The 15,099-nt window shown below is 50.9% G+C and carries 14 protein-coding genes and 2 tRNA genes; all 16 read left to right on the plus strand.

Annotation, left to right across the window (positions count from 1 at the left end; genetic code table 11):
* Positions 1-36: 36 nt before the first annotated feature.
* Complete coding sequence (gene lon / locus O4H49_RS14475; RefSeq protein WP_269424154.1) at positions 37-2,436, plus strand: endopeptidase La; 2,400 nt, start codon at positions 37-39, stop codon at positions 2,434-2,436.
* A 177-nt stretch (positions 2,437-2,613) separates the two neighbouring features.
* Positions 2,614-2,886: an HU family DNA-binding protein gene (locus tag O4H49_RS14480; RefSeq protein ID WP_020593653.1), complete on the plus strand. Its 273-nt coding sequence runs from the start codon at positions 2,614-2,616 to the stop codon at positions 2,884-2,886.
* 135 nt (positions 2,887-3,021) lie between these two features.
* Positions 3,022-3,097: transfer RNA gene (locus O4H49_RS14485), tRNA-Val, on the plus strand.
* Positions 3,098-3,528: 431 nt separating this feature from the next.
* Positions 3,529-3,605 (plus strand) — tRNA-Asp (locus O4H49_RS14490).
* 273 nt (positions 3,606-3,878) lie between these two features.
* Positions 3,879-4,235 (plus strand): NADH-quinone oxidoreductase subunit A, encoded by a 357-nt coding sequence (locus tag O4H49_RS14495; RefSeq protein WP_269424292.1) that lies wholly within the window; start codon positions 3,879-3,881, stop codon positions 4,233-4,235.
* The gene (locus O4H49_RS14500) at positions 4,226-4,780 is read left to right on the plus strand and encodes a NuoB/complex I 20 kDa subunit family protein (RefSeq protein WP_020593655.1); all 555 of its coding nucleotides are present in this window, start codon (positions 4,226-4,228) and stop codon (positions 4,778-4,780) included. Before O4H49_RS14495 ends, O4H49_RS14500 begins: the two co-directional genes overlap by 10 nt.
* A gap of 33 nt (positions 4,781-4,813) precedes the next feature.
* Complete coding sequence (locus O4H49_RS14505) at positions 4,814-5,434, plus strand: NADH-quinone oxidoreductase subunit C (RefSeq protein WP_269424155.1); 621 nt, start codon at positions 4,814-4,816, stop codon at positions 5,432-5,434.
* A complete protein-coding gene (locus O4H49_RS14510) occupies positions 5,435-6,613 on the plus strand; it encodes an NADH-quinone oxidoreductase subunit D (RefSeq protein ID WP_269424156.1) in 1,179 nt (392 codons plus the stop codon).
* Complete coding sequence (nuoE, locus tag O4H49_RS14515) at positions 6,610-7,227, plus strand: NADH-quinone oxidoreductase subunit NuoE (protein WP_269424157.1); 618 nt, start codon at positions 6,610-6,612, stop codon at positions 7,225-7,227. Before O4H49_RS14510 ends, nuoE begins: the two co-directional genes overlap by 4 nt.
* Positions 7,220-8,506, plus strand: a complete 1,287-nt coding sequence (gene nuoF, locus O4H49_RS14520) for an NADH-quinone oxidoreductase subunit NuoF (RefSeq protein WP_269424293.1) — start codon at positions 7,220-7,222, stop codon at positions 8,504-8,506. Before nuoE ends, nuoF begins: the two co-directional genes overlap by 8 nt.
* 9 nt (positions 8,507-8,515) lie before the next feature.
* On the plus strand, positions 8,516-10,582 hold the full coding sequence (nuoG, locus tag O4H49_RS14525) for an NADH-quinone oxidoreductase subunit NuoG (RefSeq protein WP_269424158.1): 2,067 nt from the start codon (positions 8,516-8,518) through the stop codon (positions 10,580-10,582).
* Entirely contained in the window at positions 10,575-11,606 is a 1,032-nt protein-coding gene (gene nuoH, locus O4H49_RS14530) for an NADH-quinone oxidoreductase subunit NuoH (protein ID WP_269424159.1), read from the plus strand. The genes nuoG and nuoH overlap by 8 nt, the downstream gene beginning before the upstream one ends.
* A gap of 54 nt (positions 11,607-11,660) precedes the next feature.
* On the plus strand, positions 11,661-12,149 hold the full coding sequence (gene nuoI / locus O4H49_RS14535) for an NADH-quinone oxidoreductase subunit NuoI (protein WP_020593662.1): 489 nt from the start codon (positions 11,661-11,663) through the stop codon (positions 12,147-12,149).
* A 74-nt stretch (positions 12,150-12,223) separates the two neighbouring features.
* Positions 12,224-12,838: an NADH-quinone oxidoreductase subunit J gene (locus O4H49_RS14540; protein WP_269424160.1), complete on the plus strand. Its 615-nt coding sequence runs from the start codon at positions 12,224-12,226 to the stop codon at positions 12,836-12,838.
* A 2-nt stretch (positions 12,839-12,840) separates the two neighbouring features.
* Positions 12,841-13,152 (plus strand): NADH-quinone oxidoreductase subunit NuoK, encoded by a 312-nt coding sequence (nuoK, locus tag O4H49_RS14545; protein WP_020593664.1) that lies wholly within the window; start codon positions 12,841-12,843, stop codon positions 13,150-13,152.
* A gap of 7 nt (positions 13,153-13,159) precedes the next feature.
* A complete protein-coding gene (gene nuoL, locus O4H49_RS14550) occupies positions 13,160-15,094 on the plus strand; it encodes an NADH-quinone oxidoreductase subunit L (RefSeq protein ID WP_269424161.1) in 1,935 nt (644 codons plus the stop codon).
* The last annotated feature ends 5 nt before the right edge of the window (positions 15,095-15,099 follow it).

Consider the following 15,099-nt stretch of genomic DNA (forward strand, 5'->3'; position numbering starts at 1 on the left):
GAACCTGCTTTTAAGCCAGTGTGCTTGTGAGGATACATGTTAGAAATTTCTCACGGTGATGTTTATCCCGTTCTCCCCCTGCGCGACATTGTGGTTTTCCCACATATGATTGTGCCTCTTTTTGTTGGCCGCGATAAATCGGTCCGGGCACTGGAAGACGTGATGAAAGATGACAAGCAGATTCTGCTTGTTACACAGAAAAACGCATCACAGGATGATCCAAGCCCGTCTGATATCTATAGTGTTGGTACTATAGGAACTGTGCTTCAGCTTCTGAAGCTGCCGGACGGTACTGTAAAGGTTCTGGTGGAGGGGGCCAAACGGGCCCGCATTACCAAATTTTCGGAAAATGACGAGTTTTTCCAGGCAGAAGCTGTTCCGCTTGATGATAGCGAGGGCGATGAGAAGGAACTCGATGCGCTTTCTCGCAGTGTGGTTTCGCAGTTTGAGCAATACATCAAGCTCAACAAGAAAATTCCACCCGAGGTTCTTGTCTCGATCAATCAGATTGATGAATCTGGCAAGCTGGCAGACACAGTCGCTTCGCATCTGACACTGAAGATTGCCGAGAAGCAGGAACTGCTTGAGTGCGCGACGATTGCCGAGCGGCTGGAGAAGATCTACGGCTTCATGGAAGGCGAGATCGGGGTGTTGCAGGTTGAAAAGCGTATCCGTAACCGCGTGAAGCGCCAGATGGAGAAGACCCAGCGCGAGTATTACCTCAATGAACAGCTCAAGGCGATTCAGAAAGAGCTGGGCGAGGGGGAAGACGGGCGTGATGAGCTGGCGGAGATCGAGGAGAAGATCGCCAAAACCAAGCTGACCAAGGAAGCCAAGGAAAAGGCGACTGCCGAGTTGAAAAAACTCCGCAATATGAGTCCAATGTCAGCCGAGGCGACCGTTGTTCGGAACTATCTCGACTGGATGCTTTCGATTCCCTGGAAAAAGCGTACAAAGATCAAGAAAGATATTCCCAATGCCGGGCTGGTTCTGGATAAAGAACATTTCGGTCTGGAGAAGGTTAAAGAACGTATCCTTGAGTATCTTGCTGTGCAGCAGCGGATGCAGAAGGTCAAGGGCCCTATTCTTTGCCTGGTAGGACCTCCGGGTGTCGGTAAAACCTCTCTTGGAAAATCCATAGCCCAGGCGACCGGCCGGAACTTTGTTCGAATGAGCCTTGGTGGTGTACGGGATGAATCCGAAGTTCGCGGACATCGCCGGACCTATATTGGTTCGATGCCAGGCAAGGTGATTCAGGGGATGAAGAAGGCCAAGTCTTCAAACCCGCTTTTCTTGCTTGATGAGATTGACAAGCTTGGGAATGACTGGCGTGGCGATCCGTCTTCTGCCTTGCTTGAGGTGCTTGATCCAGAGCAGAACAACACGTTCAATGACCATTATCTGGAAGTTGATTACGATCTCTCGGATGTGATGTTTGTGACGACTGCGAACTCACTTCGAATGCCGCAGCCTTTGCTGGACCGGATGGAGATCATTCGTATTCCCGGATATACCGAAGATGAAAAGCTTCAGATTGCCATTCGTCACCTTATTCCCAAGCAGCTAAAAGACCACGGCGTCAAAGCTGGAGAGTGGAAAGTTGACGATGAGGCACTTCGCAAGCTGATCCAGCACTATACCCGGGAATCCGGCGTTCGTAATCTTGAGCGGGAGATTGCCAAACTGTTGCGCAAGGCGATCAAGGATATCGAGATGGGCGTGGCAGAGTCCGTTCATGTGACGGTGGATAATCTGGGAGATTTCGCTGGTATTCAGCGCTACCGCTATGGAGAGGCGGAGCAGGAAGATCTGGTTGGTGTTGTCACGGGCCTGGCCTGGACAGAAGTTGGTGGTGAATTGCTGACTATCGAATCTGTTACGGTTGCCGGAAAGGGGAAGGTTTCTTCGACCGGCAAGCTTGGTGATGTGATGAAAGAATCGATCCAGGCAGCTGAATATTTTGTCAAAAGCCGCAGCCTTGATTTTGGTATCAAGCCTTCGCTCTTTGATAAAAAAGATATTCACGTACACGTTCCAGAAGGAGCGACTCCCAAGGATGGTCCCTCAGCCGGGGTGGCGATGGTTACATCCATTGTTTCCGTGCTGACAGGAACGCCGATTCGACACGATGTGGCGATGACAGGAGAGGTCACACTTCGTGGTCGGGTTCTCCCGATCGGAGGATTGAAGGAGAAACTTCTGGCGGCTCTGCGTGGAAACATCAAGACAGTCGTGATTCCGAAGGAAAACGAAAAAGATCTTGCTGATATTCCCGAGAATGTCCTGCAGGGCCTGACCATAATACCTTGTTCTACGGTAGATCAGGTGTTGAAAGAGGCACTTACAGAGACTCTGGTGCCAATTGAGGACTGGGTTGAGGGAAGTGATGTTGAAAAGCGTCACGGAACAGACCTGGAGGGAGTTATTACGCACTAGTTTGTGCTTTTTGTGGGGCAAGTTTGGCGGAGATAGATAAAATGCCGCCAAAACCCTTGAGATTCGGTCGTTTCTTACATTGACGTCGAGATAGGAAGCGATCTACAATCACCGCACAATCAAGAAGTCGTGAGACATTTTTCAAACTTATCCCGTTTAAATAGAGGGGGGGTCAACATGAATAAAAATGATTTGGTCGCTGCAGTTGCAGAGAAAACTGGTCTGTCTAAAGCAGATGCTGGCAAAGCTGTAGATGGCGTTTTTGACGCTGTGACAGATGCACTGAAAGGTGGTGATGAGGTTCGCCTTGTTGGCTTCGGTACTTTCAGTGTTGCAGCTCGGGCAGCTTCACAGGGTCGTAACCCACGTACAGGTGAGGTTATCCAGATCCCTGCTTCCAAGCAGCCAAAGTTCAAAGCAGGCAAAGGCCTGAAAGACGCTGTAAACTAAGTTTAACTGTTTGTAGCAATTAGAAAAAACCGGTTGGCATTACGCCAGCCGGTTTTTTTTTGTTTTGTCATATTTTCCTCTTGCCATGCCCGGCGAATCACCTTAAAAGCTCCTTCATCAGACGGGACGTCTGGTGGGCGATTAGCTCAGTTGGTAGAGCATCTCGTTTACACCGAGAGGGTCGGCAGTTCGAGCCTGTCATCGCCCACCAGACGTCTTGATTAAAAAAGCGCCTCATTCGTGAGGCGCTTTTTTTTGTGTCTTACAACAGCATGTGTTGTGAAGAAGAAGGGGGCGTCCCTTTCGTGGATCTTTAACGTCAACTTTTTCTTTTGATGACGTAGAGGTTTTTAGCGTTAAAAAACTTTGTCTCTTCCTGAGGGTTATTAACAGAGACCGTTCTCGGTATCTCTTCTGGCAAATATCGGGAAAAAGGATTCTGTTTTTCATGGTTTCGAGTGTTGGATTGCTCCGTTTATTCCAGGTAAATCGATTCGTCATTCTATTGAAGTAAAAGGATTTTCTGCCTTTTTGTGACTTTATTCAGAAAAGCTGTAAAAAAACATTCGAAATTGGATTCAGTTGCTTGACAGGGGCAGGACACTACATTAAACAAACCCTCGTCCGCAGGGACGGTTTTGTGGGGGTGTAGCTCAGTTGGTTAGAGCGCTGGCCTGTCACGCCAGAGGTCGCGAGTTCAAGTCTCGTCATCCTCGCCATCACTTCAAAAATATATTTCCTTGAAAATAATACTTATTTAAAGAACTTGAAGCAACATGGTCTGCTTCGGGTTATACTTGATTCCGTTACTCGGAATACACGATTTTTTTAGGAATTGTGGCGATTCTATGTTTGCTTATGTCGCCTATGGGCGATATTAAGTACGTACCAAAAAAATAGGGCCGGTAAGGCATCTTGTCATTTTCGACATGAAAGGCGATTTGTACAATTCCCATTGTGCAGATTGTATTGGAGAGATGGGCTTAGATGGGATGTTGGCAGAGTATCTGCCAATTCTGATCTTCCTTGGAATTGCGGTAGGTCTTGCTATCGCTATGATGATGGCTTCCGTCATCATGGCAAAGCAGCACCCCGATTCAGAAAAGATCAGTTCTTATGAATGTGGCTTCGAGGCATTTGACGATGCGCGTGGCCGGTTTGATGTTCGCTTCTACTTGGTAGCAATCCTCTTCATTATCTTTGACCTTGAAGTTGCCTTCCTGTTTCCCTGGGCTGTCTCACTGAGTGATGTCGGCCTGTTCGGTTTCTGGTCGATGGTGATCTTTCTGGTTATCTTGACGATCGGGTTTGCTTACGAATGGAAGAAAGGGGCTTTGGAATGGGAGTGATCTCTAATCCGGCTCTCAAGGAAGGAGCGCCTCTGCCTCCGGGACCAGCGCAGGATCTGATCCTGAAAAGCGTTGGCGAGGAACTGGCAGAACGCGGTTTCGTGCTGGCACAGATGGACAAGCTGACGGGCTGGGCCCAGTCAGGGTCCTTGTGGCCGATGACCTTTGGTCTGGCCTGCTGTGCGGTTGAGATGATGCATGCGGCCTGTAGCCGGTATGATATGGACCGTTTCGGGATGGTTTTCCGACCTTCTCCGCGTCAGTCGGATGTCATGATCGTCGCCGGAACCCTGACCAACAAGATGGCGCCGGCATTGCGCAAGGTCTATGACCAGATGCCAGAGCCACGCTGGGTAATTTCCATGGGGTCCTGTGCCAACGGGGGAGGGTACTACCACTATTCCTATTCCGTGGTACGTGGGTGTGACCGGGTTGTTCCGGTGGATATCTATGTTCCTGGCTGTCCTCCAACTGCTGAAGCATTGATCTATGGTATCTTGCAGCTGCAGAAGAAAATCAAACGTACCGCGAAGTTCCGCAGGTAAGCCTAACGGCATCCCAAAAAACTGGTGAACTATATGAATCAGGCTTTATTGGACTTGGGCGAATATATCGCCTCCGCCTTGGGAGAAGCGATTACTGGCACAGAGCTTAAGAACGATGAACTCGTTCTCTGGGCAAAGCCAGACACACTTCTCAAGGTGTTGAAGTTCCTTCGAGACAATCAGAATTGTCAGTTCCGGCAATTGGCAGAAGTAACGGCTGTGGATTACCCCAGCCGTGAAATGCGTTTTGAACTTGTCTATTGTCTTCTTTCGCTGACGCATAATCAGCGGATCAAAGTAAAGATTGCTGCGACCGAAGAAGAGCCGGTTGAATCCGCTACTTCGCTTTTCAGTTCCGCGATCTGGTATGAGCGCGAAGTCTGGGATATGTACGGCATCTTCTTTGCCAATCACCCAGATCTGCGCCGTATTCTCACAGATTACGGTTTTGAGGGACATCCCTTGCGCAAGGATTTCCCGCTGACGGGCTATGTTGAAGTTCGGTATGACGAAACGCAAAAACGTGTTGTCTATGAACCTGTCAAGCTCAGCCAGGAGTTCCGTAACTTCGATTTCTCAAGCCCCTGGGAAGGGATTGTTCAGCTTCCCGGTGATGAGAAAGCCGAGAAGGAAAAAGAAGGGGGCGTTGCTTAAATGGCTGAAGCTACAATCAAGCCACTTACGCTCAACTTTGGTCCGCAGCATCCTGCAGCACACGGTGTGCTGCGCCTTGTTATGGAAATGGATGGCGAGATCATCGAGCGTGCAGATCCGCATATTGGACTCCTGCACCGTGGAACCGAGAAGCTGATCGAATACAAGACCTATCTGCAGGCCTTGCCTTATTTCGATCGCCTCGATTATGTCGCGCCAATGAACCAGGAGCACGTTTATGCTCTGGCCATTGAAAAGCTGCTGAAAATCGAAGTGCCAAAGCGCGGCCAGTATATCCGGGTCCTTTATTGCGAGATCGGTCGTATTCTGAACCACATTCTGAATATCACGACCTTTGCGATTGACGTTGGCGCGATGACCCCGATCCTCTGGGGATTCGAACAGCGTGAAAAGCTGATGGAATTTTATGAGAGAGCTTGCGGTGCAAGACTCCATGCAGCCTATTTCCGTCCCGGTGGAGTGCATCAGGATCTGCCAGCGGGTCTTCTTGCTGACATTTCGACATTCTGTGCCCAGTTCCCGGCCTTTCTGGATGACCTTGAGGGGCTGCTTACCGAGAACAGGATTTTCCGTCAGCGTACCGTTGATATCGGCACAATCAATTTTGATGAAGCGATGGACTGGGGCTTCTCCGGTCCAATGCTTCGGGGATCTGGCGTCGCCTGGGATCTGCGTAAGTCCCAGCCCTATGACTGTTATGACGAGATCGATTTTGATATTCCGGTTGGTAAAAATGGCGATTGTTTCGACCGTTATCTGGTTCGTATCGAGGAAATGCGTCAGTCACAGCGGATTATCGAGCAGTGCATCGAGAAAATGCCTGAAGGTCCGGTTCTTGCCCCAAATCATAAGGTCACCCCGCCACGACGCGATGATATGAAGCGTTCGATGGAGGCGTTGATCCACCATTTCAAACTCTATACCGAAGGATTCCACGTGCCAGAAGGGGAAACCTATACAGCCGTTGAAGCTCCCAAGGGAGAGTTCGGTGTCTATCTTGTGGCGGACGGGTCAAACAGACCGTATCGTTGCAAAATCAAAGCGCCGGGATTTGCCCATCTGGCGGCCATGGATTACATGTGCCGTGGCCATATGTTGGCTGACAGTGTCGCAATTCTCGGGTCCATGGATATCGTGTTCGGCGAGGTCGACCGATGAAAACCAGTAGTTTTCCAAAAGCAAAAACCGGCGATTTCAAGTTTACCGAAGAGAATCTTCGCGAAGCCGAAAAACTCGTCGCAAAGTACCCTGAAGGCCGTCAGGCCAGTGCAATCATCAGCATGTTCTATCTTGCTCAAAAGCAGAATGATGGCTGGTTGCCACCAGAAGCGATTGAGTATGTTGCCGAATATCTCGATATTGCGCCGATCCGTGCGCATGAAGTCGCGACGTTCTACACCATGTTCAATCTGAAGCCTGTCGGGACTTACTTTATTCAGGTCTGCCGCACCACACCTTGCTGGTTGCGCGGATCCGAATATATCCTGAAGGCAGCGCTTGAAAAAATCGGCGTAAGCAAAGTCGGTGATGTCAGCGAAGATGGTCTTTTCTCAGTTGTCGAAGTTGAATGCCTCGGAGCCTGCTGTAATGCACCGATGGTTCAGATCAATGACTGGTATTACGAAGATCTGACGGTTGAGAGCATCTCAAGGATCATTGATGAGCTGCGTGCTGGCAAGGAAGTGGCGATTGGTTCTCAGACTGGACGCCTGACCTCTGCCCCTGAAGGTGAGAGAACAACCCTGAAGGAGGGTGACGATGCAGATGCTTGAAGATAAGGATCGTATCTTTACCAACCTTTATGGCCAGCATGACTGGGGAATCAAGGGTGCCCAAAAACGCGGCATCTGGGACAATACCAAAGGCCTGGTTGCGCTGGGACGTGAGGAAATTGTCAACCGGATGAAAGATTCCGGATTGCGCGGTCGTGGTGGTGCCGGTTTCCCGGCTGGTATCAAATGGTCATTTATGCCCAAGGAAGATCCATCCCGCCCGAGTTATCTTGTGGTCAATGCGGATGAATCCGAACCGGGGTCCTGTAAAGACCGCGAAATCATGCGCAATGATCCGCATCGTTTGATCGAAGGCTGCCTGATTGCCGGATTTGCGATGGGGGCACATACGGCCTACATCTATATCCGTGGTGAGTACTATCTTGAATCAACCCGTCTTGAAGCGGCAGTTGAGGAAGCCCGGGCCGCCGGGTTGCTCGGCAAGGATGCCTGCGGTTCAGGTTGGGCTTTTGACGTGCATGTTCATCGTGGCGCCGGGGCTTATATCTGTGGTGAAGAAACCGCGCTTCTGGAAAGCCTTGAGGGGAAAAAAGGTCAGCCTCGTCTGAAACCTCCGTTCCCTGCAGCCTGTGGTCTCTATGGTTGCCCGACGACTGTAACCAACGTTGAAACCGTTGCTGTTTCCCCAACCATTCTGCGCCGTGGTGCCGACTGGTGGAAGCAGTTCGGACGGGAAAATAATACCGGAACCAAGATCTTCTCTATCTCTGGCCATGTAAATCGTCCCTGTAACGTAGAGGAAGCCATGAGCATTCCCCTGCGTGAACTGATTGAAAAGCATGCCGGCGGTGTTCGTGGCGGCTGGGATAACCTGCTGGCTGTAATTCCAGGTGGATCTTCTGTGCCGATGTTGCCAAAGCATGTCTGCGATACCATGACCATGGACTTTGACGCTTTGCGCGAAGCCGGATCCGGTCTTGGTACTGCAGCGGTTATCGTGATGGACAAGTCTACAGATGTAATCGAGGCCATCTGCCGACTGTCACACTTCTATCAGCATGAAAGCTGTGGCCAGTGTACACCATGTCGCGAGGGAACGGGCTGGATGTTCCGTCTGATGCAGCGCATGGTCCGCGGTGAAGCGGATGTTGATGAGATTGACATGCTCTGGGATGTAACCAAGCAGGTTGAAGGTCATACCATCTGTGCACTTGGTGATGCTGCTGCCTGGCCAATCCAGGGGCTGATCCGTAATTTCCGTCCCGAGATGGAAAAACGGATTGAGGCATACAAGCAAGCTCGCCGGGCCGCGGAATAGGAGATACCGATGCCAAAGTTGACGATTGACGGCAAGGAAATCGAAGTCGCTAACGGCCTGACAGTTCTTCAGGCCTGCGAACTTGCCGGTGCGGAAATTCCCCGCTTCTGTTACCACGAGCGTCTCTCCGTTGCAGGAAACTGCCGGATGTGTCTGGTGGAGATGGAACGGGCGCCAAAACCCATTGCATCCTGTGCGATGCCTGTGGGTGAAGGCATGGTTATTAAAACCGATACTGATCTTGTGAAGAAAGCCCGTAAGGGCGTGATGGAATTTCTGCTGATCAACCATCCTCTTGATTGCCCGATCTGTGATCAGGGCGGCGAGTGCGATCTGCAGGACCAGGCCATGGCCTTTGGCCTTGATCACGGGCGTTACAAGGAAAACAAACGCGCGGTTAAAGAGAAATACATGGGGCCATTGATCAAGACGATCATGACCCGTTGTATCCAGTGTACCCGCTGTGTGCGTTTCTCTACCGAAGTTGCCGGTATTGAAGAAGTCGGTTTGCTCCACCGCGGTGAAAAAGTGGAAATCACCACTTTGGAAAAAGCGGTTAATTCGGAACTTTCCGGAAATCTGGTTGATGTCTGCCCTGTGGGTGCCCTGACATCCAAGCCGTATGCTTTCAACGCGCGTCCATGGGAGTTGAAAAAAGTCAACTCTATTGATGTGATGGATGCGGTTGGATCCAACATCCGTATCGACGTTCGCGGGCGGGAGGTTCTTCGTGTTCTTCCCCGTATCCACGAAGATGTTAACGAAGAGTGGATCACCGATAAAACCCGTTACATTACAGATGGTCTGAAACGCCAGCGGCTTGATCGTCCTTATGTTCGCGTTGACGGCAAGTTGCGTGCCGCGAGCTGGGATGAAGCCTTTGCCATGATCAAAGACAAGCTTGCCGGTCTGAAGGGATCAGAGATCTCGGCTGTTGCCGGTGATCTTTGTGATGCGGAGTCTATGCTGGCGCTCAAGGATCTGATGGCGAACCTCGGTTCGGAGAACATCGATTGCCGCCAGGATGGTGCCAAACTGGATGCGTCAAGCCGGGCTGATTATCTTTTCAACAGCTCTATTGCCGGAATCGAAGAAGCCGATGCGGTTCTGCTGGTCGGCAGTAACCCGCGTTGGGAAGCTGCCTTGATCAATACCCGTCTTCGCAAGCGCTTCCTGACTGGCGCGCTGAAGGTTGGTGTCATCGGTGAAGCCGTCGACCTGACCTATGATTACGATTATCTCGGAGCTGGTCCTGATACACTCAAGGACGTTGCCGAAGGTAAAAATGCCTTTGCCAAAGTTCTTGAGGGGGCAAAGAAGCCGATGATCATTCTTGGAATGGGCGCCCTGGCACGCAAGGACGGCGCTGCTGTTTTTGCACTGGCCAAAAAGATCAGCAAGAAATTCGATCTGGTTCATGAAGGCTGGAACGGTTTCAACGTTCTGCATACGGCGGCTTCACGCGTTGCTGCTCTGGACCTGGGATTTGTTCCGGGCAAGAAGGGCCTTGATGTCGAGGCAACACTTGCTGCTGCCGAAAAGGGCAAGATCAAGGCCGTGTATCTGCTCGGAGCTGATGAACTTGATGTTGCCAAGCTGAAAGACACCTTTGTTGTTTACCAGGGGCATCACGGTGACAAGGGAGCTTCAGTTGCAGATGTGATTCTGCCAGGGGCTGCCTATACCGAAAAGAACGGCACCTATGTGAACACCGAAGGACGTGTACAGCTGGGACGTCTGGCTGCCTTTCCTCCAGGTGAGGCACGGGAAGACTGGACCATTATCCGGGCCCTTTCTGAACAGCTCGGTGAGGCATTGCCTTATGACAACCTTGGTCAGCTCCGGCAGCGCCTGATTGAAGTCAATCCGGTTTTTGCTGCGGTTGACCAGATTGGCCAGAGTGACTGGAATGATACTGCATCAGACAAAGAAGAGATCGGTTCGGACCCCTTTGTCCTGGCAATCGAGAACTTCTATATGACTGATCCAATCAGCCGTTCATCCGAAACGATGTCGGCCTGTACAGAACAGTTTGTATTGGGCAAAGAGCAGGGAGCTACTGGAACAAATGGTTGAACTCTGGGAAGGATACGCTCTGCCGACGATTATTATCGTTGCACAGATCATGGCAATCGTCGGACCATTGCTGATTGCGGTGGCATACCTGACGTTGGCCGAGCGTAAGGTGATTGGTGCGATGCAGCTGCGCAAGGGCCCCAATGTGGTTGGTCCTTTTGGTTTGTTGCAACCTTTTGCCGATGCTGTGAAGCTGATGATGAAGGAAACAATCATGCCTTCCGGGGCAAACCGGATTGTTTTCATCATGGCCCCCATGCTCACTTTCATTCTCAGCCTTGTTGCCTGGGCAGTAATTCCCTTTGGCGAAGGTCTGGTTGTCAGTGATATCAATGTCGGGATTCTTTATCTTTTTGCCATATCGTCCCTTGGTGTTTACGGGGTGATCATGGCGGGGTGGGCGTCGAACTCGAAATACCCCTTCATCGGTGCATTGCGTTCTGCGGCCCAGATGGTTTCCTATGAAGTCTCCATGGGGCTTGTGATTATCACGGTGTTGATGTGTGTCGGGTCTTTGAACCTGTCAGATATCGTGATGGCGCAAAAAGGTGATTATGGGCTCCTGAACTGGTACGCCTTTCCGCTCTTGCCGATGTTCGTGATTTTCTTCATCTCCATTTTGGCCGAAACCAACCGGTCTCCTTTTGACTTGCCGGAAGGCGAGTCCGAGATTGTTGCCGGGTTTATGGTTGAGTATTCCTCGATGAGCTTTGCGCTCTTCTTCCTCGGGGAATATGCGAACATGATTCTCATGAGCGCCATGACCGCGATCCTCTTTATGGGGGGGTGGTTACCGCCGTTTGATATTGCCCCGTTCAACTGGATCCCCGGACCCATCTGGTTTTCTTTGAAAATCGCTTTTGTTCTTTTCTGTTTTCTCTGGGTTCGTGCCACATTCCCGCGCTTCCGTTATGATCAGCTGATGCGTCTGGGATGGAAAGTATTCCTGCCATTCACCCTTTTCTGGGTGCTCTTGACCGCAGGTGTACTGGTTGGCTTCGACCTGTTACCTGCTGCACATTGAGGCCTGGTGATGGATAACAAACAAATAAAAAGAAATATGGAGAGATAGAGGACTATGGCATTTATGAGAAACCCCGCCCGCAGTCTTCTCCTTACCGAGCTGATTTCCGGGATGGCCCTGACCTTGAAGTATTTCTTCAAGCCAAAGGTAACCCTGAACTATCCTTACGAAAAAGGACCTATCAGTGCGCGCTTTCGCGGCGAGCATGCCTTGCGCCGCTATCCGAACGGAGAAGAGCGCTGTATTGCCTGTAAGCTGTGTGAAGCGATTTGTCCGGCCCAGGCGATTACGATTGAAGCAGAACCCCGTGATGACGGCAGTCGACGGACGACCCGTTACGACATTGATATGACGAAGTGTATCTATTGCGGTTTCTGTCAGGAAGCTTGCCCGGTTGATGCCATTGTGGAAGGTCCGAACTTCGAGTTTGCGACGGAAACACGCGAAGAGTTGTTCTATAACAAGGACAAACTGCTCGAGAATGGTGACCGCTGGGAAACTGAACTTGCCCAGAGCATCGCACTGGACGCTCCTTACCGCTAAGAGCTTGGGATTGAGATTGTGTCAAAATACAACACTGTTTGCCGAAACCAGGCTCGTAAAGAAAGGGTAGCCAAATGATTATACAGGCTCTCGTCTTTTATGTTTTTGCCGCTGTTACCATCGCCGCAGGTTTGATGGTTATCACGGCTCGTAACCCTGTACATTCTGTACTGTTCCTGATCCTTGCTTTTTTCAATGCTGCCGGACTTTTTGTTCTGATGGGCGCTGAGTTCCTGGCGATGATCCTGGTTGTGGTCTATGTCGGGGCTGTCGCTGTTCTTTTCCTTTTTGTCGTGATGATGCTTGATATCAATGTTGAGAAGGCACGGCAGGGGTTCAAAAAGTATCTCTTCATCGGAGGGGCTGTGGGCCTTGTTCTGCTGGTTGAGCTGGTCTTGATCCTCAGCAGTACTGTTGTTTCTACCGATGTAAGTGTGGTGGCTTCTGTGCCAATTCCTTCGCTTGACGAAGTGCATAACACGCGTGCTCTGGGGCAGGTACTCTACACCAAATACGTATATCTCTTTGAAGCTTCCGGAATGATCCTGCTGGTTGCCATGATCGGCGCCATCGTGCTGACCTTGCGTAAACGCGAAGGCGTTCGCCGCCAGGTGATCGCCGACCAGGTGAACCGGAGCCGTGAAGAGGCCGTTGAAATCAAAAAAGTATCCAGCGGGAGTGGCATCTAACCATGTTAGAAATTGGTCTGGCCCATTACCTGATCGTTGCGGCGGTTTTGTTTACAATGGGTATCTTTGGCATCTTTCTGAACAGAAAGAACGTCATCGTTATCATGATGTCCATTGAACTGATGTTGCTTGCCGTAAACATCAATTTTGTGGCGTTCTCAACTCACCTGGGTGACCTGGTTGGTCAGGTCTTCTCGATCTTCATCCTGACAGTTGCTGCTGCAGAGGCAGCGATCGGGCTGGCGATCCTGGTGATCTACTTCCGTAACCGCGGGTCGATCGCGGTTGAAGACATCAACGTGATGAAGGGCTAGTTCGACGATGGAAAACTATATTGTCTTTCTGCCCTTGCTCGGTGCGTTTATAGCCGGACTGTTCGGGCGTTTTATCGGGGATCGTGGGGCGCAGGTCGTCACAACAGGGCTGTTGCTTGTCTCTGCTTTCCTGTCCATTCTGGTTTTCAAGGATGTGGCCCTCGACGGTAACAGCCGTTCCACTGACCTCTTTACCTGGATCAACTCTGGCGATTTCATTCTCTCCTGGGCGTTGAATATCGATACACTGACGGCTGTGATGCTGATTGTTGTGACGGTGGTTTCCTCTATGGTTCACCTCTATTCAGTCGGCTACATGTCTGAAGACAAGTCGATCTCCCGGTTCTTCTCTTATCTGTCGCTCTTTACCTTCTTCATGCTGATGCTGGTGACCTCATCCAATCTGGTCCAGATGTTCTTTGGCTGGGAAGGTGTCGGACTGGCTTCTTATCTTCTGATCGGTTTCTGGTACGAAAAACAGTCGGCCTGTGCCGCAGCGATGAAAGCTTTCCTGGTCAACCGCGTCGCCGATATTGGTTTCGCGCTTGGCATCATGGGGGTTTACGTTCTCTTCGGGACGGTTGATTTTGCAGCGATTTTTCCACAAGCAGAAGCACTTTCTACGGCACAGATTACCTTCCTGAATTTCGAAGGTCATGCCCTGACAATCATCTGTCTGCTACTGTTTATCGGTGCCATGGGGAAATCAGCCCAGTTGGGACTGCATACCTGGCTGCCTGATGCGATGGAAGGACCGACACCGGTTTCTGCGCTTATTCATGCTGCCACGATGGTGACTGCGGGTGTCTTCATGCTCTGCCGTTTCTCGCCAGTGTTTGAATATGCTCCTTTTGCCCTCGAAGTCGTGACCTATGTTGGTGCTGCAACAGCCTTTTTTGCCGCAACAATCGGTCTGACCCAGTTTGATATCAAGCGCGTGATTGCCTATTCGACCTGTTCCCAGCTGGGCTATATGTTCTTTGCAATCGGTGTCTCGGCTTATGGCGGTGCGATCTTCCACCTGATGACACATGCTTTTTTCAAAGCCCTGTTGTTCCTTGGTGCTGGCTCGGTTATTCACGCAATGCACCACGAGCAGGACATGCGCAAGATGGGCGGTATCTGGAAGATGATTCCAGCAACCTATCTGTTGATGTGGGTTGGTTCAATCGCGCTGGCCGGACTTCCTCCCTTTGCTGGTTTCTTCTCCAAGGATCTTATCCTTGAAGCGGCATATGCCGCGCACTCAACACAGGGAACTTTCGCTTTCTGGGCGGGGACAGCTGCGGCCTTTATGACAGCGTTCTATTCCTGGCGTCTTCTGATCATGACCTTCCATGGCAATCCACGTGCTGATGAGCACACCATGAAGGGGGTTCATGAATCTCCGATGACCATGATGATCCCGCTGCTGGTACTGGCGTTTGGGGCTGTGTTTGCAGGTTGGCTTGGGTACAGTTACTTCGTCGGTGACATGAGAGCCGAATTCTGGGGAGAAGCAATCTTCGTTCTGGAGGCAAATGACACTGTTGAAGCGGCGCATCATGTACCGACCTGGGTCAAGCTTGTTCCTTTGATTGCTGCAATCAGCGGTATCGTTCTGGCTTACGTGTTCTATATGTTTGCCCCGGGACTACCCGCAGCTTTTGTCCGCCTGGTCAAACCGGTTCATACCTTTGTTTACAATAAGTGGATGTTTGACGAACTCTATGACTTCCTGTTCGTTCAGCCAGCCCGTAAACTTGGTCGGTTCCTGTGGAAATCCGGTGACGGAGCGGTAATTGATGCCTATGGTCCGGATGGGATCTCTGCTCTCACCCGCCGTCTTGCAGGCCGTGCAAGTCGCCTGCAGAGCGGGTATGTCTACCACTATGCCTTTGCCATGTTGATCGGGGTTGTTGCCCTGATCACCTGGTACATTGTTACCAACGCAGGTGTGTAAGAGTT

This window comes from Kiloniella laminariae (assembly GCF_027214005.1).
Lineage (GTDB): Bacteria > Pseudomonadota > Alphaproteobacteria > Kiloniellales > Kiloniellaceae > Kiloniella > Kiloniella laminariae_A.